This window comes from Bradyrhizobium sp. USDA 326, assembly GCF_049739485.1.
Classification (GTDB): Bacteria; Pseudomonadota; Alphaproteobacteria; order Rhizobiales; family Xanthobacteraceae; genus Bradyrhizobium.
Genome location: NZ_JBMGQA010000001.1, coordinates 7383414 through 7408339, shown reverse-complemented (window position 1 = coordinate 7408339; position 24926 = coordinate 7383414). Strand labels below are relative to the sequence as shown.

The following is a 24926-nucleotide window of genomic DNA, read 5'->3' as shown; positions in this document are numbered from 1 at the left end:
GCCGGCTTTTAGGGTACGCAGGCAGCCATGAGCCGCCGCATCAAAAGAACCGATCCGAAGCCCCGTTCGCGTGACGAGCGCAAGGAGGCGCACCCGTTCAAGGCACGTGGCGCCAAGAAATCAGGACCGCGCCCAGGAGGCAAGCCGGGCGGCAAGCCACCGCGCTTTGCGGGCGAGCGCGCCGAGCGGCGCGCGCCCAAGGCTGAGCCGGATAGGGCCGCACCTGCAAAGCCGGTCGAGGCATTTCTGCCGACCAAGGTGCAGACCGTCACCGTGACGGCCGACGAGAACAACATGCGCGTCGACCGATTCCTCGAGGCGCGCTTTCCCGGCCTGTCGTTCTCCCATATCCAGCGCGTCGTCCGCAAAGGCGAGCTGCGCGTCGACGGCAAGCGCGTCGACAGCAAGGACCGCCTGGAGGAGGGTCAGAGCGTCCGCATTCCTCCGCTGAAGCTCGACGCACCGAAGGTCGTCGGGGAGCTCTCGGACGCTGCGCAAAAAACGCTCAAGGCGCTGCAGGAGATGACGATCTACGAGGACGACGATGTTCTCGTCCTGAACAAGCCGGCCGGCCTTGCCGTGCAGGGCGGGTCGGGCATGACGCGGCACGTCGACCAGATGCTGGAGGTGATGCGCGACGCGAAGGGCCAGAAGCCGCGCCTCGTGCACCGCATCGACAGGGAGACGTCGGGCTGTCTCCTGATCGCCAAGACGCGCTTCGCCGCCTCGCACCTGACCGGCGCATTCCGCTCGCGGTCCGCGCGAAAGGTGTATTGGGCTCTGGTACCGGGCCTGCCGAAGCCCAAGCAGGGCCGCATCTCGACCTTTCTGGCGAAAGAGGAGGGTGAGGACGACACCATCATGCGCATCGCCCAGCATGGCGATGAGGGCGCGAGCCACGCCGTGACCTATTATGCGGTGGTCGAGACCGCGGGCAACAAGCTGACCTGGGTGTCGCTGAAGCCGGTGACGGGCCGCACCCACCAGCTGCGCGCCCACATGGCTCATATCGGCCATCCGATCGTCGGCGATCCCAAATATTTCAACATCGAGAACTGGCAGCTGCCGGGCGGCTTGCAAAACCGGCTGCATCTCTTGGCACGCCGCATCGTCATCCCGCATCCGCGCGGCGGCGTGATCGACGCCACCGCGCCGCTGCCGCCACATATGCAGCAGTCGTGGAACTTGCTCGGGCTAGATGCAACCAGGTTTGATCCGATCGAGAACGCGCCTGAAGAATAGTTAAGTCAGGTTGAACGGGGCGATCGGAGCACAACATATCGCCCATGAAACGGCTCTCGATCTGTCTGATGGTTTTGACCGCGTTGCTCATGGGGCAGGGGGCACTGGCACAAATTGTGCTGCCGGGCCCCTCGCAGGTCGTTCCGCCGCCTTCGCCGCCACCGCCGCCGAAGCTCGACGTGCCGAAGATGCCGCGGATCGATGCGCCGCCGAGCTACAATTACCGGCCGCTTCCGCGTAATTCGTTCGGCGATCGCTTTTCGAAGTGCCTCGAGGATGCCGCTGGCGCGGGGCTGAGCCCCGCTCACCGCGGCACCTATGCGCTCAGATGCGCGAACTAGGGTCGATCTAGCGGCCAGACCCGGCGAACAGGGCCGCAACGCCCGCCAAGTTCCCTCATGCCCGCCGCTCGCTTTATCGGCCGCCGGTCATATCGTAAAAGCTTGGCATTCAGCGGTAGGGACCGAAAAACGACATGCGCGAATTGTTCGATGAAGCTGCGGGGCAAAGCCCGCCCGATCCGCGCGCGGCGGCACGCCAGTCGGCGCGCCCGCCCCAGCGTAAGCGCTTCTACAAGGAGGCGGGCGTGAGCGAGGCCGAGGGCGGGTATGCCATTGCGCTTGACGGGAAGCCGATCCGCACGCCGTCCGGCCGCCAGGTGGTGATCCCTTCGCGCGAACTCGCCGATGCGGTGGCCGCGGAATGGGCGGCCCAGGGCGAGACGATCGACCCCATGAGCATGCCGCTGACGCGGATCGCCAACAGCGTGGTGGAAGGTGTCGTCGATCGCGTCGAGCTCGTCAGCGACGACCTCGCCAAATATTTCGAGTCCGACCTGCTGTTCTATCGTGCCGGCCATCCTGAGGGACTGGTCGCCCGCGAGGCCGCGCATTGGGATCCCGTGCTGTTCTGGGCGGCGGAGACGCTGGGAGCGCATTTCATCCTGTCCGAGGGCATCATGCATGTGAAGCAGCCGGACGAAGCGCTTCGGGCGGCGCGCGAGGCGCTGCCGCAGGATGCCTGGTCGGTCGCCGCCCTCCACGTGGTGACGACCCTGACCGGCTCGGCGCTGCTGGCGCTGGCACTCGCCCATGGCGCGCGGGACGCCGGCCAGGTCTGGGCCGCCGCCCATGTCGATGAAGACTGGAACGCCGAGCAATGGGGCGTGGACGAGGAGGCAGCCAGCCGCCGGGCCATCCGCCTCAGGGATTTCGAGGCCGCCGTCGCTGTGCTGGCGGCCGCAAAGCCTGCCGCAACCACAGGTTCTTAACGAGAGGTTTACGGCACAGCGTTACGGTAGCCGCTCCCTGAGGCCGCTGAGATGCCGACGCCGGTCACTTCCATTGCTCCCGGTAGCGCCGCCGGCCCCTTGGCTGATGCGGCGACACCCGATCTTGTGCTTCAAGCCGGCAGTGTCGTCGATGCCAGGGTCGTCAGCGTCCTCGCGGACAATCTGGTGCGGATCGCGATCGCAAATCTATCGCTCGACGTGATGTCGGAAGTCGCGCTGTCGCCCGGACAAAATCTCCAGCTGGCGGTGTCTCAGAACGACGGCGCCATCCGCCTTGCCGTCGTGGGCGGGGCAGGCGAGGCGGCCGCCGACGTGGTCACGCTGACGCCGCGTGCGGCCTCGCTGGTGGAGAGCCCGCCGCTTGCGCCGTCGGCGGGCGCCGCGCGCAGCACGCTGACACCTCCAGAGCAAGTCGCCGTCACGGTGGCTTCGGCCGAGGCCGTCACCAGGCAGGGCAGCCAGGCGCCGCTGTTTGCCAATCTGGCCGCCGTCGTCACCGGCAGCAATCTGCCCGCCGGCTTGAAGCAGGCGGTGCTGGACGTGCTGGCGCAGCAGACCCCGCTCAGTACCGGGCTTGCCGGCGGCGATATTGAATCCGCCTTCCAGAAATCAGGGCTGTTCCTCGAGGCTTCGCTTGCGGCAGGCGCGCCGCCGTCGTCCCGCGCAATGCCCGATTTGAAGGCGGCGCTGCTGGTGCTGCGCCAGGCACTGGCTACGATTGAGAGGGACGTGCCACCGACGCAAGGCGCCTCGCCGGCTCCGGCAGCAGGTGGGGCGGCGCAGGCGGGATCGCCATCAACCGCGCAACAGCCGCAAACGCCGCGCAGCGTCAATCCCGCGGGTGCCGTGCCAGCCGATCTCGCCGGCGGCGCGGCGACGTCGCGGATCATGTCCGCTGGCCTTGCCGCGAGCCTGCTGCAAGAGGTCACGCAAGACCTGCCGCGCCTGACCGGCAACGTGCCAGGGTCCAACAAGGCCGTGCCGGATGGCCATGGCTTCGAAGCCGCTGCACACGCGACGCCCCCGCCATTCCGCGGTGCGCTGCCGGCGCCGCAGTCCATCGCCGCGCCATCGCTCGCGCCGGACACGCCGCTCGCAGCCACCGTGCATCGCCTGCTCGACGATACCGACGCGGCGCTCGCGCGGCAGACGCTGCTGCAAATTGCGTCGCTGCCCGATCGCGCCGATGCCAGCGGGCACCGCATCGATCCGGCCGTGCCGCAGTGGAGTTTCGAGATTCCGTTCGCGACCCCGCAGGGCACTGCGATGGCGCAGTTTGAGATATCGCGCGATGGCGGCAACGAGTCCGTCGATCCCGCCCAGCGCGCCTGGCGCGCGCGCTTCTCTCTTGATGTGGAGCCGGCCGGACCCGTGCATGCGCTGATCACGCTGAACGGCGACACGACCTTCGTGCGGATGTGGGCGGAGCGGCCGGCGACGGCGCAGCAGCTTCGTACCGGCGTCGGTGAGCTCAGCCAGGCATTGACGAGGGCCGAGCTCAAGCCCGGCGACATCGTGGTCCGCGACGGCACGCCGCCGCAACCGGCGCCTGTTCGCGCCGGGCACTTCCTGGATCGTGCGACATGAGCGATCCATCCAAGCTCGCGATCGCGCTGCATTACGAGAAGGGCACCAACGCGCCTGTCGTCGTCGCCAAGGGCAGGGGCACGATCGGCGATAAGATCGTCGAGATCGCCAAGGCCCACGACATCCCGATCGAGGAGAACGAGGTCCTGGCCGGCGCGCTGTCCAAGGTCGAGCTTGGCGAGGAGATCCCGCCCGATCTCTACAAGGCCGTCGCCGAGGTGCTGGTGTTCGTTCTGCGGCTGTCGGGCCGGGGGCGGTAAGAATAACCTGTCATCGTTTCACCACGTAGCGGCTGCATGGTCGCGCGGCTTCTCACAGTCACGGATATCGCTCTTGCTGACCCGTCGTTCCACCCTCGGTCTTCTCGCCGCAGCCGCGGTCCTGCCATCCCGCGCGCGCGCCCACGTCGCGCCGCCGCGCAATGAAATCCGTGAGAGTCTTGCAAAGCGCTTCACCGATCTCGGCACGTCAGGCACTTTCGTCGGCTACAAGGTCGAGGACTATCTGATCGTCGCCAGTGACAAGGAGCGCTCGGGTGAGGGCAAGCTGCCGGCCTCGACCTTCAAGATTCCGAACGCGCTGATCGCGCTGGAGACCGGCGTGGTCGCTGACCCCGACAAGGACGTGTTTCCCTGGGATGGCGTCAAGCGTCCGATCGAGGCCTGGAATAAGGATCACACGCTGCGCAGCGCCATCGCGGTCAGCGCGGTGCCGGTCTTTCAGGAGATTGCACGGCGCATTGGCCAGGAGCGCATGCAAAAATATGTCGACGAGTTCGACTACGGCAATCGCGACATCGGCGGCGGCATCGACCAGTTCTGGCTCACCGGCGCCCTGCGCATCGATCCGGTCGAGCAGGTCGATTTCGTCGACCGGCTGCGCCGCCGCGTGCTGCCGATCTCAAAGCGCAGCCAGGACCTCGTCGCCGACATCCTGCCGGTGAGCAAAGTGGGCGACAGCATCATCCGCGCCAAGTCCGGCCTGCTCGGGGCCGAGCGCGGCGAGCCGTCGCTCGGCTGGATGGTCGGCTGGGCCGAGAAGGGTGAGGCGCACACCGTGTTCGCGCTCAACATGGATTGCAAGGAGTCGCGTCTGGTCGGCGAGCGCATGCCGCTGACGCAAGCCTGTCTTGCCGAGATCGGTGCGGTCTGACGGATGCAGTGATCGCGCCTTATTACGGACCGCAAAGAAGTTCTCGTCACAGCGACCGCAGCTCTCTCAGCAACGCCATTGCGAGTGGGCGCCCCCCTTCAGGCATCCTTCTGCCGGCCGATCATGCCCAGATGCGTGAAGCCGAATCCGGCGGAATATTTCAGGCCGTAGCCCAGCGCCCGGTCGATGCCGATATGGGCGAGCCAGATCAAGGCAATGGACAAAGTGAGGGGCGAGGCGAGGCCGAAGCCCAGCGTCAGCAGCGCCACCGGCGCCATGTAGCTGTGGGCGGCGTTGTAGACCATCGCGCCGAACCTGGCGTCGGACAGGTATGCCAGGAAGCTCAGATCGGGCACGAAGAAGAGCAGGGCAAACACCAGCCAGGACCCGTCCCAGGCCCAGTACAGCATCACCATCCCTGCGAACAGGGTCAGGCCCTCCAGCCGCAGCAGGATGTTGACGCCGCCTGTCGCCGCGCCCGTTCCTTCGGTCATGTTCGTCTCCCAGGCAAAGCTCTGTAATTCCTTGCGCTTTCACGCTGCGGCAGGGCAGCCCTGCGCCGCCGAAAGCTGCTTCCCGGCCCGCAAAATGCCGTGTTAGAACCCCGCATCACTTAAGAACTGGCGGGAGCAAATGAAACACATCCTGGACGCCCTTGAAGACCGTCGCGCCGCCGCAAAACTCGGCGGCGGGGAGAAGCGCATCGAGGCGCAGCACGCCCGCGGCAAGCTGACGGCGCGCGAGCGCATCGAACTGCTGCTCGACAAGGGGTCGTTCGAGGAGTTCGACATGTTCGTCGAGCACCGCTCGACCGAGTTCGGGATGGAGAAGACCAAGGTGCCGGGCGACGGCGTCGTCACCGGCTGGGGCACCGTCAACGGCCGCAAGACCTTCGTCTTCGCCAAGGATTTCACTGTATTCGGCGGTTCTCTCTCGGAAACGCACGCGCTGAAAATCACAAAACTCCAGGACATGGCGATGAAGGCGAGGGCGCCCATCATCGGCCTCTATGATGCCGGCGGCGCCCGCATCCAGGAAGGCGTCGCCGCGCTCGCCGGCTATTCCTACGTGTTCCGCCGCAACGTGCTGGCCTCGGGCGTGATCCCGCAGATCTCCGTCATCATGGGCCCCTGCGCCGGCGGCGACGTCTATTCGCCTGCGATGACCGACTTCATCTTCATGGTGAAGAACACCAGCTACATGTTCGTCACCGGCCCCGACGTCGTGAAGACCGTGACCAACGAGGTCGTGACCGCCGAAGAGCTCGGCGGCGCCTCGGTGCACGCCACGCGCTCCTCGATCGCGGACGGCGCCTTCGAGAACGACGTCGAGACGCTGCTGCAGATGCGGCGCCTGATCGACTTCCTGCCGTCCAACAACACCGACGGCGTGCCGGAATGGCCGAGCTTCGACGACATCGGCCGGGTGGACATGTCGCTGGACACGCTGATTCCGGACAATCCGAACAAGCCCTACGACATGAAGGAGCTGATCCTGAAGGTCGTGGACGAGGGCGACTTCTTCGAGATCGCGGAAGCCTTCGCCAAGAACATCGTCACCGGCTTCGGCCGCATCGCCGGCCGCACCGTCGGCTTCGTCGCCAACCAGCCGATGGTGCTGGCCGGCGTGCTCGACAGCGACGCCTCGCGGAAAGCCGCGCGCTTCGTCCGCTTCTGCGACGCCTTCAACATCCCGATCGTCACCTTCGTCGACGTGCCGGGCTTCCTGCCGGGCACGAGCCAAGAATATGGCGGCCTGATCAAGCATGGCGCCAAGCTGCTGTTCGCCTATTCGCAGTGCACTGTGCCGCTCGTCACCATCATCACCCGCAAGGCCTATGGCGGCGCCTTCGACGTCATGGCCTCCAAGGAGATCGGCGCCGACATGAACTATGCCTGGCCGACCGCCCAGATCGCGGTGATGGGCGCCAAGGGCGCGGTCGAGATCATCTTCCGCAGCGACATCGGCGACCCCGACAAGATCGCGGCGCGCACCAAGGAATACGAAGACCGCTTCCTGTCGCCGTTCATCGCCGCCGAGCGCGGCTATATCGACGACGTCATCATGCCGCACTCGACGCGGAAGCGGATCGCCCGGGCGCTGGCGATGCTGAAGGACAAGAAGACGGAAATGCCGGCGAAGAAGCACGACAATTTGCCGTTGTGAGGGGGGACTTGGCCCGCTGGAAAAATGGCGTGGTGCGGTCGAGCCGATTCGACTATATTGACGGTATGACCGACGCTCTCAAGAAACTCATCGAGGCTGCAAAAACCGCGAATCCATCCCCGGAACACCGGGAGGAGCAGCGGCGCAGCTTCGTATATGGCAATACCCATTTCGAAAATGCGCTCATAACGCGAGAGATGGTGGATCGTGAGGCCGAGAAATTGGCCAAGGAAAAGAAGTGACAAGCGACGAGCCCGAACGGCGTGATAGCCGGGCGCTCGAACCTGAGTTGATTACAGATCCGCAAGCGAAGGCTGCTGCGGAAGCCCGGAATGGGTTCCGTCAGTACGACGCGGCTATTGGCGTGATCCAGACTGCCCTTGAACGGGGCTCATTCAAACTCCGTCCCTCGCTCATCCTCGGTCTGCAACGGGAAGCCTTGGCGGGCATCAGCTCTTACGCCGGCAACTATCGCCCTGGTGGCGTCGCCATCGAGGGAAGCAAGCATGAGCCTGTCGGCGCACATCTGGTCCCAGAACTCATTGAGGATATGTGCGACTACGTCAATGATCACTGGGAACTCAGCACGCCGATTCATCTAGCTGCTTATGTCATGTGGCGGCTAAATTGGATTCATCCGTTCGCGGATGGGAATGGGCGCACTTCCCGAATTGTCTCGTACGTTGTGCTTTCAATTCGGGCTGGCACTCTTTTGCCGGGCACCCCGACGATTCCAGATCAAATAGTCGACAACCGGCGGCCCTATTTTGATGCGTTGGATGCGGCCGATTTGGCTTTTCGCGATGGTGGCCGGATCGATGTCTCGAAAATGGAAGATTTGCTAGCCTCATTGTTGGCGAACCAACTCGCGGAATTCTATAGATCGGTTGGCGGGAAACTACCCAGCTAAGAACAACCCTTTGCGCTGGCCTTATTCGTAAGCAAGCTCCCAGATCCGAAGCCCTATGACCGAAGACGATCCGACCGACGAAATCTCCGATATCGAAGATCGGATCGAGGCGCTGGCCGAGATCGCAGAGCGCTGCAGGAAGTATATCCTGGCGTCGAAGATCGCCATTGCTGGCGGGGCGGCGCTGCTGCTGGTGACGATCCTCGGTGTGTTCGGCTTCGGTCAGACCGCCGCGCTCGGATCAATCGCCCTCGTGCTGGGCGGGATCGTCTCGCTCGGCTCGAATGTCTCTACGTTGCGGCAGACGGATGACGCCATTACTGCCGCGGAGGCGCGGCGTGCGGCGTTGATCGGACGCATCGACCTTCGCCTGGTCGCCGATGCTCCTTTGAAGCTGGTGTGACGCAACCAGCGCCAGCGTGCCTCACGCGGCCGTCTTGAGCGTCAGCACCGACGATTCCGTGTGGCATTCTGCGGCGAAGGCTTGAAGCCGCTCGGCAGTCTGCTGGTCGAGGATGGCTTTTGCCAACTGCTCGGCGCGGGCGATCTGTTGCTTGAGATATTCGATGCGGGCCATGTTCACCCTCTCGTGGAAATCATCGCAGGCGAATTGCTTCATTCCGGCGGCGGGGACTTTAGTCCAAGAGCCGGATTGAATGTGTGAGCCACATCACGTCTCGCGCGTCGCATCCGCCGCGGCGAAATGCGCCATCTGATCGGCGTGAGCCTTGGCGAAGGCCGGGCGGGCGGTGGCGCGTGCGAGGTAGGCACGGCAGGCCGGATGGTCCGTCAGCCCGTCGAAACCATCGACGACGCGCAGCACGTCCGCCATCAGGATGTCGGCGACGGAGAAGGAGCCGGCCAGCCATTCGCGGCTGCCCAGCACCGGCTCGAGATGCTTGAGCCGAAGCTTGAGGAAGTCGTCCACGAATGTCCACGCCGCCGTGTCGGTCGGATGGCCCATGAACTTCGACATGCCCCAGGGCAGGCTGGCCATCTCCACTGAATTGAGCGCCGCGAACACCCATTTCGTCGCCTCGGCGCGACCGCGCGGATCGGATGGTATCAGCCTCTCGCTGAGCCCGCCGAGGTGCAGCAGGATCGCGCCGCTCTCGAAGATCGAGAGGTCGCCGTCGGTCAGCCACGGCACCTGGCCAAAGGGCTGGTGCGCGAGATGCGCAGGCCCCCGATCGTCGAACGGCACGCTGGCGACGCGATAGGGCAAGCCGGCTTCTTCCAGCGCCCAGCGCACGCGGAAGTCGCGCACGAAGCCTCGCGGCGCTGCTGGAACCCAATCGAAGGTGGTCAGGGTGAGGTCGGCCATTTGCTGTCTCCGTGTCCTGGTTCGAGGCAAAGGACGAACGAAGGGCGTCCATTCCGACACCGGCACCAACTCTTTTTGTCGCCGGCGGCTTAACCGGCTAGTCTCGGTTCAAACAACAGGAGGAAATCCGATGCCATCAGCATTCTTCATCGTCCGCGCCATCGTCACCGATCCCAATAAGCGCGCTGCTTTCGACAGATGGTATGAGACGGAACACCTGCCCGACGCGGTGAAGACGTTCGGCGTGGCCAAGGCCTGGCGGTTCTGGAGCCTCGACGATCCCTCGCTGCACCAGGCGATGTATCAGTTCGATGACGAGGCCAAGCTGAATGCGATGCTGAAAGGTGACGCACTCCAGAAGCTCGTCGCCGATTTCAATCGCGACTGGCCCGACGTGAAGCGCACGCGCGAAACGCTGGTGCTGGCGCAGGAGTTTGCGAAATAAGCGGAAGACATTCCGCAGCTCGATAAATCGGGACGCGCGATTCAGCTCCGGTTCATGTCGTGAACGCGACACTTCCTCTGCATCACAGTCACGATGACCAAAGGAAGAAATGATGGAGCGCCGGAACTTTTTGAAACTTGCATTGGGAGTGACGGCGGGCGCCGCCGCCTTCGCTGCGACGGCCGCGCAGGCCGCGCCGCTGTCACCGCAGCCGGTCGGTGATCCCGCCCGTATGCCGCAGGGCAATTCCGACGCTCATCCCGCGGTCACCACCAGCGAGGAAGCCGGGAAGCTGGCGCCAGAGCAGGTTCACTACGGCCATCACCGCCACTGGGGTTGGCACCGCCGTCATTGGCGCCGGCATCGCCGACGCTGGCACCGCCGCCATCACTGGTAAGCTCGCGAAATTTGTGGATGGGATGGGGATCGCCGCCGGCGGTCCCCGTTTCGATTCTGGAGGCGCTTCAGTTCCACGGCGGACGAAGCGTTGGCAGCAACTCCAAAAAAATGGCCGCGCTGGCTTCCGCCGCGCGGCCACTTTGAACGCAAATGGACGAGGTCAGAACGGGCGGCAGCGGCCGGCGTACCAGCGGAAGCCGTAGGGGCACACACGTGCGCGAGGCACAACGACGACCGGCGCCGGGGCGACCACCACCGGAGCGGGGCGAACGACGACCGGGCCGCGCATCGGACGGCAGCCACCATAGGGGCCGCGATACCAACCCGGGCCGCAACCGCCGGCGGCGCTGGCCGCCTCGCTGAAACCGACGACCGCGCTGGCGAGCATGACGGCGGCAAACAGGTATTTCATTGGGCTTTCCTTCTCGTCCTTAGGCAGGCTAGGGGAACAGCGCTTGCGGCGCAGAATGAATCAAGAGACACGATTCGACACGTTAAATCTGGAGCGTGCCGACACGGTGATCCAAACCTGCCAATCATGACCTGAATGCGGCATGAACGTTCCGCGCAACCGGCCTCAGACGACACGCTAGTATCGCTAGCGGCCGAGAAATCCAAGCACGAACTCCTTGTACTTCTCGGGCGCCTCGAGGAAGACGAGATGCCCGGTGTTCGGGATCACTTCGGCCCGCGCATTCGGCATCTTGGCGGCAAGCGCCTTCGCCAGTTCGGCGTTCTGCCCCATCTTGGCCCGCACCGCCTCTGGCGCGAGCGGCCGGCCCGGCGCGTTGTGGTCGTCGGCGCCCATCACGAACAGGGTGGGTACCGCGATCAGCGGAATCTCGTGCGCCACCGGCTCTCGGTAGATCATCTGGCCGGAGCTGACGAAGGCGCGCAGCCAGCGCGGATAATCGGGGCTGCCCTTGATGTTGAAGCGGGCATCGATGAACGGCGTGATCGCCTCCGCCGGCAGCTTGATCGCATAATTGGTCTGGAGCTGCTTGCGATAGCCCTCGGCCGTGAGCTTGTCCTCGGTCTCGATCATCTTTTCCGTCGGTGTCGGCGGCACGTAAAGGCGGTAATCCTCGAGCCCGATCGGCGCGGTCAGCACCAGATGGGCGACACGGTCCGGATAGGCGCGGGCGATGCGCACGCCCAGCATGCCGCCAAGCGAATGCGCGACGATCTCGGCCTTGTCGATCTTGAGATGGTCGAGCAGCGCGATTGTGTTGCGCGCCAGATTGTCGAAATGCAATTCGCCCTGCGGCTTGGAGGATTTGCCGAAGCCGATCTGGTCCGGCACCACGACGCGGAAGCCGGCCTCGCCGAGCATCTTGATCACGGGTGCCCAATAGCTCGACGGGAAATTGCGCCCGTGCAGCAGCACCACGGTGCGGCCGTTCGGCTGCGCAGCGGCAACATCCATATAGGCCATGCTGAGCTGCTCGCCGTCGTTGACAACAGGCATGAGGTGCACGGGGTAGGGATAGTAAAAGCCTTCGAGCGCGATGCCATAGGGCTCGCGCGGCGCGGTGTCGGCGGCGATGGCGGATGTGAACGGAGAGACGAGAAGGACGGCGGCGAGTGCGGCCGGGAGAGGGCGGTTCATGGAGGGTCTCGTAATTGGAGCAGTCATTCCGGGGCGCGCGCAGCACGAACCCGGAATCTCGAGATTCCGGGTTTGGTCCTTCGGGACCATCCCGGAATGACAATGCGCATAAAGACGTCGACGGCCGGGTCAAGCCCGGCCATGACCAGAGCGCGCATTCACACGCAAACGTGCGAACCCACGCGCGTTGCGTGATCAGTCCTGCCCGCTGCCGAACAGCACGGCGAAATGTTTCTCGCCGGTGCGGGTGAAATTCACCACGCGGCTGCCGGGCGTGGCATCGCGCGAAGCCCATTTCAGCTCGGCGAAGCGCTGCATCATGGCGGCGCCCAGCGTGCCGGCGAGATGGTGGCGCCTCTCGCTCCAGTCGAGGCAGGCCTTGCACACCGGGCGACGCGGATGCGCCAGCATCTCGGGCGAGATCTGCAAATGTTTGGCGAGGAAGCGCTCGCCCTCGGCCGTCAGCTCGATGTCCTGCTTCTTCTGCCTGACCAGGTTTCGCTCGCGCATGGTATCGAGTATCTGCACGCCGAGATCGCCGGCGAGATGGTCGTAACAGATCCGCGCCCGCCGCAGCGCCGGATCCTTCGGTCCGGTGCGCACGCGCATGTGGCCGGTCCGCGCGGCAAGGCCGGCGAGGCCCTCGAGCACTCCGGCGACGTCGTCATCGGTGAGTCGGTAGTAGCGGTGCCGGCCCTGCTTCTCCGGCTCGATCAGGCCGCCGGCCTCGAGCTTCGACAGATGCGAGCTCGCGGTCTGCGGCGTGATGCCGGCCTCCTGCGCCAGCTCGCTCGCGGTGAGCGCACGGCCGTTCATCAGCGCGGTCAGCATGTTGGCGCGGGCGGGGTCGCCGACGAGGGAGGCGACCATGGCAATGTCGGGACCTGATTTCATGCTTCGATGATAGCCGAAGCATCGTAGTTGGGCAAGCGCGTAGCGTGTTGCTTCAAGCACAGGAGCCCGTCATGTCCGTCACCGTCTTCATCCGCTACCAGCTCGATCCGTTCAAGCGGGCGCAGTTCGAGGAATATTCGAAGCGCTGGCTCACCATCATCCCGAGATGCGGCGGCGAGTTGATCGGCTACTTCATGCCACATGAGGGCACCAACAACATCGCCTTCGGCCTGATTTCGTTCGAGAGCCTGGCGGCGTACGAGTCCTACCGCAAGCGGCTGCGCGCCGATCTCGACGGCACGGCAAACTTCAACTTCGCGGAGGCGGAAAAATTCATCCTTGCGGAAGAGCGCACCTTCCTGCGCAAGGTGGTATTGTAGCCTACCAACAGCAGGAGATGCCCATGATCGCCGTGATCTTCGAGGTCTGGCCCAAGCCGGAACACCGCCAGGACTATTTCGATCTCGCGGCCGATCTGAAGCCGCTGCTGCAGACCATCGACGGCTTCATCTCGGTCGAGCGCTTCGAGAGCCTGACCGAGAAGGGCAAGATTCTGTCCGTGTCGTTCTGGCGGGATGAGGCAGCCGTCGCGGCCTGGCGCAACACGATGGAGCATCGCCGCACGCAGGCGAAAGGCCGCGCAGAGATCTTCGCGGACTATCATCTGCGCATCGCCAGCGTGATCCGGGATTACAGCATGACCGACCGCGAGCAGGCTCCGAAGGACAGTCGCGCGGTGCACGACGGGCACTAGCGCACTTGAAAAGGCGCGCCTATCTCTGCGCGGCCAACAAGGGAGAGAAACTATGCACGTGACGACTGCGGACAAGCGCGCGACGTTCAGGAAGATGCACGAGAGCGGCTGCTTCATCCTGCCCAATCCGGTCGATGTCGGTGGCGCGAAAGCCTTGCAGCATCTCGGCTTCAAGGCGATCGCGTCGTCGAGCGCGGGACTTGCCTGGACCATCGGCAAGGCCGACAACCACGTCAGCGTCGAGGACGTCTGTCAGCATCTGGCAGCATTGAGCTCGGCCGTCGACATTCCCGTGAACGCCGATTTCGAGGGCGGTTTTGCGGTCGAGCCGGACAGGGTCGCGGACAATGTCGAGCGCGGCGTGCGTACCGGCGTGGCGGGCCTCTCGATCGAGGATTCCACCGGCGACAAGGACAAGCCGCTCTATGACCGCGCGCTGGCGGTCGAGCGCATCAAGGCCTCCCGCAAGGCGATCGGCGACAGCGGCACGCTGCTGGTCGGCCGCTGCGAAGCTTATTTGTGGGGCGTCACCGACCTCAAGCTCGTGATCGATCGGCTGACCGCTTATGCCGATGCCGGCGCCGACTGTCTCTACGCGCCGGGCCTGAAGAGCCGCGAGGACATCGCCGCGGTGGTGAAGTCGGTGCATCCCAAACCGTTCAATCTCCTGATCGGCGCGTCCGGCCTGTCGCTGCAGGAGGCCAGAGATCTCGGTGTGCGCCGGATCAGTGTGGGCGGCTCGCTCGCCCGCGCCGCCTGGGGCGGCTTCATGCGCGCTGCAAAGGAGATGGCGGAGAAGGGAACGTTCACAGAGCTCGGTGGCGGCTATCCCGGCGGCGAGCTCAACAAGATGTTCAGCTAGGCAAACGAAATGCGGCGGGATGGTGCATCCCGCCGCTCTCACGTCTCATTGCGAACCGTTACTTCGCGCCATTAGACGGCGTCTGCGAATCCGGCGCCGGCTTTGCAGCAGGCGTATCGGGAGCCGGGGCAGCCGGCCTGCTCGGCGCCGCACCGGTGGTCACGCCCGGCTCGGCGTTGTTGCGGGGCGTCACGTCGCGCACGCCAGGAGGCGCCGCCGGATTGGTCGGCTGCGTCTGCGCGGTCTGCGAGGCTGGCGTGTTGCTGGCCTGGTTGGTCGTGGTGGTGTTGTTCAAGCCGTAGAACACCGCGCCCAGCACCAGGGCGACCGCTACCGCGAACAGCGCGATCTTGCCGCTGGAGGCAGGGCCTTCCCCGAGCTCGGGATCGGCCTGAAGGTCGGCATCCCGGCGTGCCGCGCGAGAATATTCATCGTCGGCGAGGTTCGGGCGGTACGGATCGTTGGGAAAACGGTCGTCAGCCATCGATTGGGTCTCCTCGGGTTATGACGTCGGGACAACCCTCAGGTGCGAGATTCCGTTCCGCGCCACGTAATGCTTTCGTCGCATGTTGCCCTCACGCCGGGAATCGGGAACCTGTTCACTCGGGAACTGGAGGCGAGTTCCATGGCCGCGACGAGGGAACGAAGCCGATGTGGAGTCTGCCGCCGACCGATAGCGTGCTTCACTTTCTGGCTCTCGTCGCCTTGACGGCGGAGGGCATGACGGCGGCACTGGCCGCGGGGCGGCGCAGCATGGACTATGTCGGCGTTTGTCTTCTCGCCTGCATCACCGCGCTTGGCGGTGGCACGCTGCGCGATCTGTTTCTCGGTCACTATCCGCTGGTGTGGGTGGCCCACCCGATCTACCTTGCACTGCCGGGCGAGGCGGCGCTGCTGACGATCCTGATCGCGCGCCTCGTGCATCGGCTGCACCTCGCCTTCATCGTGCTCGATGCGATCGGCCTCGTCGTCTTCACCATGATCGGCTGCAACGTCGGCTGGCAGATGGATGCCTCGCTGCCGATCGTGATCGTCTCGGGCATGGTGACGGGCTGCGCCGGCGGCGTGTTGCGTGATGTGCTCTGCAACGACGTGCCGCTGCTGTTCCGATCCGAGCTCTATGCCAGCGTCTCGGTCGTGACGGGTTTGTTCTACGCCACCGCGTTCGGCTTCAATCTCCATGCCGAACTCTGGACGATCTTGACCTTCGTGCTCGGCCTCAGCTTCCGCCTGCTCGCGGTGCACTACAGATGGGAGATGCCGAAATTCGTGTTCACCGGGGATGAGGAGAGGTAGAGTCACGTCGCCTCACTCTGATGACGGGGAGAGGGAGTTGGCTACGGCTCCTTCCTCGCCTTCGCCACTTGGGCCGGTGTCACCAGCGGGCCCGCATTGCCCCAGGAATTGCGGATGTAATTCGTCACCGCCGCGATCTCGTCGTCGGACAGTTGCTTGGCATATCCCGGCATCTCGCCGGTGTTGGGCGCGCGCGGCGTGGTCACGGTGTGGGCGCCGTCGAGGATGATGCGCAACGTGGAGGACGGGTTGTTGGATTGCAGCAGCGCATTGCCGGGCAACGGCGGGTAGATGCGCGGGGCGCCGGAGCCGTCGGCCTCATGGCAGGCGATGCAGAGTCTTGCGTAGACCGCCTGGCCGGCTTTCATCTCGGCATCATCCGGCGGCGTCACGATCGTCTCGCGCCGCGCCGGCGGCAGGCTCTTCAGATAGTGCGCGATCGCACGCACGTCGGCATCGCTCATTTTCGCGGTCGAGTTGACGACGACCTCCGCCATCGGCCCGCCGGCATGGCTTTTGGCGTTGCGCCCGCTTTGCAGATACTCCGTGATGTCCTCCTCGCTCCACGATTTCAGCCCGGTGCGGGCGGCGCCATCGAGGCGGGGGGCAAACCAGCCGCCGACCTCATTGCCGGATAGCGCCTGCCCATTCCTGTCGGCGCCGAAATAGTTCTTCGGCGTGTGGCAGGCGCCGCAATGACCGAGCCCCGTGACGAGATAGCCGCCTCTGTTCCAGGCCGCGCTCCTGCTCTGGTCCGGCTCAAACAGGCCGGGCTTGAAATACATCGCGTTCCAGAGCCGCATCAGGCCGCGATAGCCGAACGGCCAGCGCAGCTCCGGCGGCTTGTTGCGGCTCGCCACGGGCGCCAGCGTTCCGAGATAGGCGCGGATCGCCAGCACGTCGTTCTTCGTCATTTTGGTGAAGTAGGGATAGGGAAAGGCCGGATAATAGTTCGAGCCGTCGGGCGCGATGCCGGTGCGCACCGCGCGCACGAAATCGGCGTCCGTCCAGGCGCCGATGCCGGTGTCGCGGTCCGGCGTCAGGTTCGGCGCAAAGATCGCGCCGAAAGGCGTGTCGATGCGCTTGCCGCCTGCGAACGGCTTGGCCGGATCGGCAGTGTGGCAGCCCGCGCAGTCGCCGGCCTCGACCAGCGCCTTGCCATAGGCAATCAGCTCCGGCGATGGCTCGGCGGCAAGCGCCGCGCCAGCAACTGCACTGCACAACGCAATCAAAGCCAGAATCGTGCGCATGCTTGGGCCTCTCCTGCGACCAATCGCCGTCATCGGCGCCATGAGGGCGGCCATTCATTTCGCCACGGCGGGGGTATGGTGACACAAATTGAAAATGCCCGGCGTGTTTGAGGCCACGAAATTGCGATTTTTGCCCGGCGCGCCCTTTTATCCAGATTTGTGGTGCGGATCATGAAATATCCGACATAGAGTGGCGGTGACGGTCGGCGCGCCCTAACTAAAAACGACGGGAAGGCAACGGCTTAAGCGACCTTAAGTAACCAAGGCCTGAGCAGGGCCAAACGAGGACAGCATGGGCATCAACCAGGGTCCGATCAGTCTCGATCAAAAATACACCCAGGAAACCGGACACGTCTTCACCACTGGCATCCAGGCCCTGGTCCGCCTGCCGATGGCCCAGATCCGGCGCGACCGCGCCAACGGCCTCAATACCGCGGGCTTCATCTCCGGCTATCGCGGCTCGCCGCTCGGCGGCTACGACCAGCAACTTTTCGCCGCCCGCAAGCATCTCGAACAATACAACATCAAGTTCCAGCCCGGCGTGAACGAGGATCTGGCGGCCACTGCCGTCTGGGGCTCGCAGCAGCTCAACCTCTCGCCCGGTGCCAAATATGATGGCGTTGTCGGAATCTGGTACGGCAAGGGCCCGGGCGTTGACCGCTGCGGCGACGTGTTCCGCCACGGCAATGCCGCCGGCTCGGCCAAGAACGGCGGCGTGCTGTGCCTTGCCGGCGATGACCACGGCGCGAAATCCTCGACCGTTCCGCATCAGTCCGACCACGCCTTCATCTCGGCGCTGATGCCCTATCTCTATCCTTCCAGCATCCACGAGATGATCGAGATGGGCCTGCTCGGCATCGCGATGTCGCGTTATTCCGGCTGCTGGGTCGGCATGAAGGTGATCACCGAGACGGTGGAGACCACGGCCGAGATCGACCTCACCGACGAGATGAAGCCTTTCATCATCCCCACCGATTTCGAGCTGCCGCCCGGCGGCCTTAACTTGCGCTGGCCTGACGACCGCTTCGAGCAGGACCGGCGCCTGCAGGACTACAAGGGCTTTGCCGCCATCGCCTTTGCGCGCGCCAACAAGGTCAACCGCATCACCATGGATTCGCCGAACGCCCGCTTCGGCATCATGGCGTCGGGCAAGAGCTATGAGGACGTGCGCCAGGCGTTGCGCGAACTGGGGATCACCGAGGAGGTCGCCGCCAAGATCGGCCTTCGCCTCTACAAGATTGGCATGCCCTGGCCGCTGGAGCCGGAAGGCGTGCGGCAGTTTGCGGTCGGGCTCGAAGAGATCTTCATCGTCGAGGAGCGCCGCGAGATCGTCGAGAACCAGGTCAAGCAGGAGCTGTTCAACTGGCGCGACGACGTTCGCCCGCGCATCGTCGGCAAGATGGACGAGCACGACAAGCGCTTCCTGACCTTCGCCGCCGAGCTCAGCGTCGCCTCGCTTGCGACCTCGCTCACGGAACGCCTGCTTCGACTTAATCTCAACCCCGAGATCGCGGAGATGCTCCGCGCTAAGGCCGACTGGTTCAACGGCCGCCAGGCGACCCAGATGCAGGCGGTCGCTCCTGTCTCCCGCACTCCCTATTTCTGCTCCGGCTGTCCCCACAACACTTCGACAAAAATCCCCGAAGGCAGCCGCGCGCTCGCCGGCATCGGCTGTCACTTCATGGCGCTGTGGATGGACCGCTCGACCGAGACGTTCACGCATATGGGCGGCGAGGGCGTGCCGTGGGTCGGCATCGCGCCCTTCACCAACGAGAACCACATCTTCGCGAACCTCGGCGACGGCACTTACTTCCACTCCGGGCTTCTGGCGATTCGCCAGGCGGTCGCCTCCAAGACCAACATCACCTACAAGATCCTCTACAACGACGCCGTCGCCATGACCGGCGGCCAGCGCCATGACGGCGATCTCTCGCCGCAGCAGATCACCTTCCAGCTCCACGCCGAGGGAATCCGCGAGATCTACCTGGTCTCGGAGGCGCCCGACACCTATCCGGCCGACACCATCGCGCCCGGCGTGAAGAAGTATCACCGCGACGAGCTCGACAGCGTCATGAAGATGTGCCGCGAATACAAGGGCACCTCGGCGATCGTCTTCGTGCAGACCTGCGCCGCCGAAAAGCGCCGCCGCCGCAAGCGCGGCCTGATGGAGGATCCGGCGCGCCGCGTCATGATCAATCCTGCGGTCTGCGAAGGCTGCGGCGACTGCTCGGTGCAGTCCAACTGCATCTCGGTGGAACCGCTGGAGACCGAGTTCGGCCGCAAGCGCGCCATCAACCAGTCCTCGTGCAACAAGGACTATTCCTGCCTGAAGGGTTTCTGCCCGTCCTTCGTCACCGTCGATGGCGGCAAGCCGCGTCACCGTGCGCCGGCCGAACTTGAAGAGATCGGTGCGCTGCCCGAGCCGGCCTCGCGCCCGACACTCGACAAGCCCTACAACATCGCCGTCGGTGGCGTCGGCGGCACCGGCGTGCTCACCATCGGGGCGCTGCTCGGCATGGCCGCCCATATCGAGGGCAAGGCCTCGATGATCCTCGACATGTCGGGCCTCGCGCAGAAGGGCGGAGCGGTGCTCAGCCACGTCCGCCTGTCCGACCATCCGGCCGAGGTGACCTGCTCGCGCATCGTCACCGGCACGGCCGATCTCGTGCTGGCCGCCGACGAGGTGGTCGCGGTCGCCAAGGACACGATCTCGCTCTGTGATTCCGGCCGCACCCGCGGCATCATCAACAGCCACGTCATCCCCACTGCCGACTTCGTCCTCAACCGCGATTTCAACTTCCAGACCCGCAAGCTGAACGGATTGCTGGAGACGGCACTACACAAGGACTCGGTGTTCTTCGACTTCACCAGGCCGGCCGAGCAGCTGCTCGGCGATGCCATTGCCACCAACATGATGATGATGGGCTATGCCTATCAGAAGGGCCTGTTCCCGCTGTCGGCGGACTCGATCGAGCAGGCGATCGAGGTCAACGGTGTCTCGATCAAGATGAACAAGGAAGCCTTCCGCCTCGGCCGCCTCGCGGTCGCGGACCCCAAGCGCCTCGCCGACATGCTGAAGGGGGCAGACGAGGTCATCGCGCCCAAAGCCCTGGAGGCAATGACGCTCGACGAGGTGATCGAGCATCGCGCCAAGCATCTGACCGCCTATCAGAATGGTCGCCTGGCTAGACGCTATCGCAAGCTGGTTGACCAGGTTCGCGATGCCGCCAAGCAGGGCGGCTATGGCGATGCCCTGCCGCGGGCGGTCGCGGTGAACTACGCCAAGCTCCTTGCCTACAAGGACGAATACGAAGTCGCGCGCCTCTACACCAACGGCGCGTTCGAGCAGCAGCTCCGCGACCAGTTCGAGGGCGACTTCAAGTTCAGCTTCAACCTGGCGCCGCCGATTTTGGCGAGCGGCGTCGATGTGCTCGGACGCCCGAAGAAGCGCGCGTTCGGCCCGTGGATGCTGAACGTCTTCCGCGTGCTGGCAAAGTTCAAGTTCCTGCGCGGCACGCCGTTCGACATTTTTGGCCGCAGCGCCGACCGCAAGCTCGAACGCGACCTGATCGCCGGCTATGAGAAGGACGTCGCCACCGTGCTCGGCCTGTTGTCGCCGGTCACGATCGACACCGCCGTGGAATTGCTGTCGCTGCCCGATCGCATCCGCGGCTACGGCCCGGTGAAGGAGAAGGCGGTCGCAGACGCCAAGGCCCGCTACGCCCAGCTCGCCGCGGACTTGGCCAATCCGCCCCCTGCGCCGAGGCAGATCGCCGCGGAGTAGCCGGTTTTGTAGGGTGGGTTAGCCTTGCGAATGCGCAAAGCGCGTTCGCGAGGCGTAACCCACCGCTTCGGCCTCCGCTGAGAGCAAGTGGTGGGTTACGCCTTCGGCTAACCCACCCTGCACACCACGCCTAGTGCCGCCCGCCGGGCAAAACACCCACGCTATGGTCAACCCGCATTCCCAAAAACATTCCGCTTTACCGAATTCGGAATCGTCGTATTCGTTCGCCACCTCATCCCAGTCAGAGGGGCGTATCGCGATCGTCACGAAACGCGGGGTGAGCGGCGGTGGACGCGGGCTGCGTCGCACGAGCAATCGTCTCGCGCGCACGACGGGCGCGGCTCGCGTACGGCAAAATCGTGTGGTCCTGACGCCCGGGGTCTGTGCGTCAAGTCTTGCGGGTCGCTCGCAAGGCGACGGGGGCAATAGTGCATCGCTCCCCGGGGAGAGCGCGACATAAGCCGTAAAACCACTGCGCAGGGAAGGCCGGATGTTTGGCCGCACCTGTATGCCGCTGTGCAATTGTTCTTCGCGCAATTCGCGCACAGCGGACCGTGGGTGCCCAGCCGGCACCCGGTCTTCCCTGCGCCCTCTATTTTGTGAGGGAGCCAGGCGGAAGCAAAGCTCGGGCGAAAACACGCCGCGAGGATGCGGAATTGCGACTGCGATTCAGCTGGGAGTGGAAGAGCAACCTCGATTTCCGCGAACTCCGTCATTGCGAGCGCAGCGAAGCAATTCAGAATCCATCTGAGGAGGGACTCTGGATTGCTTCGTCGCAAGGGCTCCTCGCAATGACGACGCGGCGGGACGGGTGGCCGCCTATCTCGGCCCGATATCGGCGCACCCTTTTGCGCCACCCACCACCCTCTCGCGCGACGGAATATTTCCGCGCTTGCCAATCAGGCCCTCGCGGTTCAGAAAAACGGAGCAAGAAGAAACGCGAGCGGAGACCTCTGTTTTGACCATCAAGGGCAAGGCCTACATTGCCGGGATCTACGAACACCCGACCCGGCATGCGCCGGACAAATCCACCGCCCAGCTCCACGCCGAGGTCGCCAAGGGCGCGATCGAGGATGCCGGGATCAGCAAGGACGATATTGACGGCTATTTCTGCGCGGGCGATGCCCCCGGCGGTGCCTGGCCGATGGTCGATTATCTCGGCCTGAACACGAAGAAGCTCCGTCACGTCGATTCCACTGAGACCGGCGGCTGTTCCTACATCATCCATCTCGGCCATGCCGCCGAGGCGATCGCCGCGGGCAAGTGCTCGATCGCGCTCGTGACGCTCGCCGGCAAGCCGCGCACCGGTGCGATGCCGCCGCGCGCCGCCGGTGCCGAGGTCGATTTCGAGTCCGCTTACGGGGCGACCACGCACAATGCCTATGGCATGTGTGCCATGCGCCATATGCACGACTATGGCACCACCAGCGAGCAGCTCGCCTGGATCAAGGTCGCGGCCTCCCATCACGCGCAATACAACCCGCATGCGATGCTCAAGGACGTCGTCACCGTCGAGGACGTCCTGAACTCACCGATGATCTCCGATCCCCTGCATCGCATGGATTGCTGCGTCGTTTCCGACGGCGGCGGCGCGATGATCGTGACGACACCCGAGATCGCCAAGAGCCTGAAGAAGCCGCTGGTGCGCCTGATCGGCCATGGCGAAGCCATGAAGGGCCCGCGCGGCGGCAAGGATCTCGATCTTACCTACTCCGCCGGCGTCTGGTCCGGTCCGCGTGCGTTCGAGGAAGCCGGCATCACGCCGAAGGACATCAAATACGCCTCGATCTACGACAGCTTCACCATCACGGTCTTGATGCAGCTGGAAGACCTCGGCTTCTGCAAGAAGGGCGAGGGCGGCAAGTTCGTCGCCGACGGCAATCTCATTTCGGGCGTCGGCAAGCTGCCGTTCAACACCGACGGCGGCGGCCTCTGCAGCAACCATCCCGTCAACCGCGGCGGCATGACCAAGATCCTCGAGGCCGTCAGGCAGCTGCGCGGCGAGGCGCATCCGAAGGTGCAGGTTCCGAATTGCGATCTCGCCATCGCCCACGGCACCGGCGGCCTCCTGGGCGTTCGCCATGCCGCTTCGACGGCCATTCTGGAGCGCGTGTGATGAGCGAGACGAAGAAATATCCGGCCCCCGTGACGAACCCCGAGACCGCCGCATTCTGGGATGCGGCGAAAGAGGGCAAGTTCATGATCAAGCGCTGCACCGCCTGCGGCGAAGCGCATTACTTCCCGCGCTCGATCTGTCCGTTCTGCTATTCGGACAAGACGGTGTGGGAGGAGGCGTCGGGCGAGGGCACGATCTACACCTGGAGCTTGATGCGGAAATCGCCGACCGGCCCTTACGCGATCGGCTACGTCACGCTGAAGGAGGGACCGTCGGTGCAGACCAATTTCGTCGACTGCGATCTCGAGAAGCTGAAGATCGGCCAGAAGGTGAAGGTGGTGTTCAAGCCGACCGACGGCGCGCCGCTGCCGTTCTTCACGGTGGCTTGACGCGAAGCACGATGTAACCCTCTCCCCTTGTGGGAGAGGGTGGCAGCCGAAGGCTGCCGGGTGAGGGGTCTCTCTCCACACGAGAAGTGTAACTGCGGAGCCAACCCCTCACCCGAGTGAGTTTGTTGCAAGGGCGGTTGTCCAGCGGATGGATGGGTAACAAAACAGACCGGATGGAAAGGTAACAGTCGTTCATGGTTCGGTCTGCTGCGGCGCTGCGCTAGCGCAGCGCCGCAGCGTCGATGTTTTCTGGTCGATGATGCCGATCGGCACGTTGAAGAAGCGCACCTGCCATTGCCCGTCGGCGGTTTCCTCCACGGCAACTGTTTCACCAGCGAGAGCGCTGCAAAGGTGGATGAGATCGCCACGCCATTTGATCTCGCCGTTGGAGCGAACCTGGCGCACCGCCGCTTCGACGGGATAGTCCGGCTCCGGAGGCCGCCTTGGCATCGCACGAGGGGAAGAGTGGTAGGCGCTGGCAGGTGGGCGTTGGCCAAGCGCCTCGTGGGGCCGTTCTTCGTTATAGTCGCGCGCGAATGCTGCGAACCGTCGGGCTTGCGCGGTCCTGGTCGGCGGCGGTGGCCGCATGGCTTCCAGAAGCGTAAGGTGGAAGCGTTCGTGCCAGCCGTTCTGCTGCGGATGGCCAGGATCAATCCGTTCATGGCGGATGCCAAGCTTGATCCACCATACCGACAGCGCGGTCAGACCGGTCGTCCCGGTCGAGGCGAACGGCGAGCCGTTGTCGGAGCGGATGATCTGCGGCAAGCCGTGCTCGCGAAACGCCCGTTCCAGTAGCGGTTGGCACTCGGCATATTGCGTGCTGCCCGTCGCCGTCAGGCTGATCAAATAGCGGCTGAAGCCATCGGTCACAGTGAATGGTTCAACGCGAGAACCGTCGCCCAATCGGATCCAGCCCTTGTGATCTAGGGCCCATACATGGTTGGCATGCTGAGGCACCGTCAGTTGCCCCATCCGCGGCGGCGCACGTCGACGGACCTTGCGGTCGCCGACGAGTCCCGCTCGTTTGAGAATCGCTCCGGCTGTCGAGGCCGACGGCCAGTCGACATCCCCTTGGCGAGCCTCGAGCTTGCTGACGATCTTGCGCGGTCCCCAGCTCGGCCGCTCGAGCCGCAGCCCAACGATCGCATCCACGATGTGCTGAGGCGTCGCCCGCCCATGCACCCGCGCGGCGTGGGAACGATCCTCAAGCCCGCTAGGCCCCTCCAGCCGGTAGCGCTCCAGCCACTTGTAACCGGTCTTGCGACTGATCTCGTAGCGCTCGCAAAGCTCGGTCATCGTCCACATGCCGGTTCGCTGATCCGATATGAAGTTCACCCGTTGGTCCACTGCACAGCTCTCTCGCCAAGGCATCGGCTGATCCTCCCAGCCGACAGAGAACTGTCACCCATCCATCCGGTCTACTGTGTTACCAATCTATCCGGTCTGGACACGGTGC

At 64.6% G+C, this 24926-nt stretch carries 28 protein-coding genes; 19 read left to right on the top strand and 9 right to left on the bottom strand.

Translation table 11 applies throughout. The features are described from left to right. The first annotated feature begins 27 nt into the window (after positions 1–27). The 6 genes from ABIG06_RS35150 (at position 28) to blaOXA (ending at position 5272) form a co-directional block, all read left to right on the top strand. Positions 28–1242: an RluA family pseudouridine synthase gene (locus tag ABIG06_RS35150; RefSeq protein ID WP_370140303.1), complete on the top strand. Its 1215-nt coding sequence runs from the start codon at positions 28–30 to the stop codon at positions 1240–1242. A gap of 44 nt (positions 1243–1286) precedes the next feature. Beyond that, positions 1287–1583 carry a hypothetical protein gene (locus tag ABIG06_RS35145; protein WP_124157691.1) on the top strand — a complete coding sequence of 99 codons (297 nt, stop codon included), beginning with the start codon at positions 1287–1289 and terminating at the stop codon, positions 1581–1583. A gap of 134 nt (positions 1584–1717) precedes the next feature. Beyond that, positions 1718–2512, top strand: a complete 795-nt coding sequence (locus tag ABIG06_RS35140) for an ATP12 family chaperone protein (protein ID WP_370140302.1) — start codon at positions 1718–1720, stop codon at positions 2510–2512. Between the two features lie 51 nt (positions 2513–2563). Then, positions 2564–4120, top strand: a complete 1557-nt coding sequence (locus tag ABIG06_RS35135) for a flagellar hook-length control protein FliK (RefSeq protein WP_370140301.1) — start codon at positions 2564–2566, stop codon at positions 4118–4120. Then, positions 4117–4380, top strand: a complete 264-nt coding sequence (locus tag ABIG06_RS35130; protein ID WP_124157693.1) for an EscU/YscU/HrcU family type III secretion system export apparatus switch protein — start codon at positions 4117–4119, stop codon at positions 4378–4380. The genes ABIG06_RS35135 and ABIG06_RS35130 overlap by 4 nt, the downstream gene beginning before the upstream one ends. 73 nt (positions 4381–4453) lie before the next feature. Beyond that, complete coding sequence (gene blaOXA / locus ABIG06_RS35125; protein ID WP_370140300.1) at positions 4454–5272, top strand: class D beta-lactamase; 819 nt, start codon at positions 4454–4456, stop codon at positions 5270–5272. A 98-nt stretch (positions 5273–5370) separates the two neighbouring features. Here blaOXA and ABIG06_RS35120 read toward each other — a convergent pair whose 3' ends face one another. Further along, positions 5371–5766 (bottom strand): DUF4260 domain-containing protein, encoded by a 396-nt coding sequence (locus ABIG06_RS35120; protein ID WP_370140299.1) that lies wholly within the window; start codon positions 5764–5766, stop codon positions 5371–5373. Between the two features lie 139 nt (positions 5767–5905). Between ABIG06_RS35120 and ABIG06_RS35115 the strand changes: the two genes are divergently transcribed. The 4 genes from ABIG06_RS35115 to ABIG06_RS35100 are packed head-to-tail and all read left to right on the top strand — an operon-like array spanning position 5906 to position 8751. Further along, complete coding sequence (locus tag ABIG06_RS35115) at positions 5906–7438, top strand: acyl-CoA carboxylase subunit beta (protein ID WP_124157696.1); 1533 nt, start codon at positions 5906–5908, stop codon at positions 7436–7438. An 8-nt stretch (positions 7439–7446) separates the two neighbouring features. Beyond that, positions 7447–7680, top strand: a complete 234-nt coding sequence (locus ABIG06_RS35110) for a hypothetical protein (protein WP_370140298.1) — start codon at positions 7447–7449, stop codon at positions 7678–7680. Beyond that, positions 7677–8348, top strand: coding sequence for a Fic family protein (locus ABIG06_RS35105; protein WP_370140297.1), 672 nt, complete (start codon positions 7677–7679; stop codon positions 8346–8348). The genes ABIG06_RS35110 and ABIG06_RS35105 overlap by 4 nt, the downstream gene beginning before the upstream one ends. A 55-nt stretch (positions 8349–8403) precedes the next feature. Beyond that, positions 8404–8751, top strand: a complete 348-nt coding sequence (locus tag ABIG06_RS35100) for a hypothetical protein (protein WP_370140296.1) — start codon at positions 8404–8406, stop codon at positions 8749–8751. Between the two features lie 21 nt (positions 8752–8772). Here the strand turns inward: ABIG06_RS35100 and ABIG06_RS35095 are convergent, their stop codons facing one another. Next, positions 8773–8925 carry a hypothetical protein gene (locus ABIG06_RS35095; protein ID WP_370140295.1) on the bottom strand — a complete coding sequence of 51 codons (153 nt, stop codon included), beginning with the start codon at positions 8923–8925 and terminating at the stop codon, positions 8773–8775. Positions 8926–9018: 93 nt separating this feature from the next. After that, positions 9019–9672: a glutathione S-transferase family protein gene (locus ABIG06_RS35090; protein WP_370140294.1), complete on the bottom strand. Its 654-nt coding sequence runs from the start codon at positions 9670–9672 to the stop codon at positions 9019–9021. Positions 9673–9802: 130 nt separating this feature from the next. Between ABIG06_RS35090 and ABIG06_RS35085 the strand changes: the two genes are divergently transcribed. Both ABIG06_RS35085 and ABIG06_RS35080 read left to right on the top strand, forming a co-directional pair. Continuing rightward, positions 9803–10117, top strand: coding sequence for a hypothetical protein (locus ABIG06_RS35085; protein WP_124157699.1), 315 nt, complete (start codon positions 9803–9805; stop codon positions 10115–10117). Positions 10118–10229: 112 nt separating this feature from the next. Continuing rightward, the gene (locus tag ABIG06_RS35080; protein ID WP_370140293.1) at positions 10230–10514 is read left to right on the top strand and encodes a twin-arginine translocation signal domain-containing protein; all 285 of its coding nucleotides are present in this window, start codon (positions 10230–10232) and stop codon (positions 10512–10514) included. A 162-nt stretch (positions 10515–10676) separates the two neighbouring features. On the opposite strand, the gene ABIG06_RS35075 is transcribed toward ABIG06_RS35080, so the two are convergent. The 3 genes from ABIG06_RS35075 to ABIG06_RS35065 form a co-directional block, all read right to left on the bottom strand. Beyond that, positions 10677–10928, bottom strand: coding sequence for a GCG_CRPN prefix-to-repeats domain-containing protein (locus tag ABIG06_RS35075; protein ID WP_028182358.1), 252 nt, complete (start codon positions 10926–10928; stop codon positions 10677–10679). Positions 10929–11114: 186 nt separating this feature from the next. Beyond that, a complete protein-coding gene (locus ABIG06_RS35070; protein WP_370140292.1) occupies positions 11115–12125 on the bottom strand; it encodes an alpha/beta fold hydrolase in 1011 nt (336 codons plus the stop codon). Positions 12126–12320: 195 nt separating this feature from the next. Next, complete coding sequence (locus tag ABIG06_RS35065) at positions 12321–13019, bottom strand: ArsR/SmtB family transcription factor (protein WP_370140291.1); 699 nt, start codon at positions 13017–13019, stop codon at positions 12321–12323. 71 nt (positions 13020–13090) lie between these two features. On the opposite strand from ABIG06_RS35065, the gene ABIG06_RS35060 reads away from it, so the two are divergent. From ABIG06_RS35060 to ABIG06_RS35050, 3 genes are read left to right on the top strand one after another with little or no spacing between them, the layout of a single operon-like run. Next, positions 13091–13399, top strand: a complete 309-nt coding sequence (locus ABIG06_RS35060; RefSeq protein ID WP_060736353.1) for an NIPSNAP family protein — start codon at positions 13091–13093, stop codon at positions 13397–13399. A 23-nt stretch (positions 13400–13422) separates the two neighbouring features. Then, the gene (locus tag ABIG06_RS35055; RefSeq protein ID WP_124157703.1) at positions 13423–13773 is read left to right on the top strand and encodes an antibiotic biosynthesis monooxygenase family protein; all 351 of its coding nucleotides are present in this window, start codon (positions 13423–13425) and stop codon (positions 13771–13773) included. 52 nt (positions 13774–13825) lie between these two features. After that, a complete protein-coding gene (locus ABIG06_RS35050) occupies positions 13826–14635 on the top strand; it encodes an isocitrate lyase/PEP mutase family protein (RefSeq protein ID WP_370140290.1) in 810 nt (269 codons plus the stop codon). Positions 14636–14693: 58 nt separating this feature from the next. Here ABIG06_RS35050 and ABIG06_RS35045 read toward each other — a convergent pair whose 3' ends face one another. Next, on the bottom strand, positions 14694–15119 hold the full coding sequence (locus ABIG06_RS35045) for a hypothetical protein (protein ID WP_124157705.1): 426 nt from the start codon (positions 15117–15119) through the stop codon (positions 14694–14696). A gap of 167 nt (positions 15120–15286) precedes the next feature. Between ABIG06_RS35045 and ABIG06_RS35040 the strand changes: the two genes are divergently transcribed. Beyond that, complete coding sequence (locus ABIG06_RS35040) at positions 15287–15931, top strand: trimeric intracellular cation channel family protein (protein ID WP_370140289.1); 645 nt, start codon at positions 15287–15289, stop codon at positions 15929–15931. Positions 15932–15972: 41 nt separating this feature from the next. On the opposite strand, the gene ABIG06_RS35035 is transcribed toward ABIG06_RS35040, so the two are convergent. Continuing rightward, positions 15973–17181, bottom strand: a complete 1209-nt coding sequence (locus ABIG06_RS35035) for a c-type cytochrome (RefSeq protein ID WP_370140288.1) — start codon at positions 17179–17181, stop codon at positions 15973–15975. A gap of 292 nt (positions 17182–17473) precedes the next feature. On the opposite strand from ABIG06_RS35035, the gene ABIG06_RS35030 reads away from it, so the two are divergent. The 3 genes from ABIG06_RS35030 (at position 17474) to ABIG06_RS35020 (ending at position 23470) form a co-directional block, all read left to right on the top strand. Further along, positions 17474–20965 carry an indolepyruvate ferredoxin oxidoreductase family protein gene (locus ABIG06_RS35030; protein WP_370140287.1) on the top strand — a complete coding sequence of 1164 codons (3492 nt, stop codon included), beginning with the start codon at positions 17474–17476 and terminating at the stop codon, positions 20963–20965. A 958-nt stretch (positions 20966–21923) separates the two neighbouring features. After that, on the top strand, positions 21924–23081 hold the full coding sequence (locus ABIG06_RS35025; protein WP_370140286.1) for a thiolase domain-containing protein: 1158 nt from the start codon (positions 21924–21926) through the stop codon (positions 23079–23081). Then, positions 23081–23470, top strand: coding sequence for a Zn-ribbon domain-containing OB-fold protein (locus ABIG06_RS35020; RefSeq protein ID WP_291624369.1), 390 nt, complete (start codon positions 23081–23083; stop codon positions 23468–23470). Before ABIG06_RS35025 ends, ABIG06_RS35020 begins: the two co-directional genes overlap by 1 nt. A gap of 192 nt (positions 23471–23662) precedes the next feature. Here ABIG06_RS35020 and ABIG06_RS35015 read toward each other — a convergent pair whose 3' ends face one another. Next, positions 23663–24841, bottom strand: a complete 1179-nt coding sequence (locus ABIG06_RS35015) for an IS481 family transposase (protein WP_424578306.1) — start codon at positions 24839–24841, stop codon at positions 23663–23665. Positions 24842–24926: the final 85 nt, after the last annotated feature.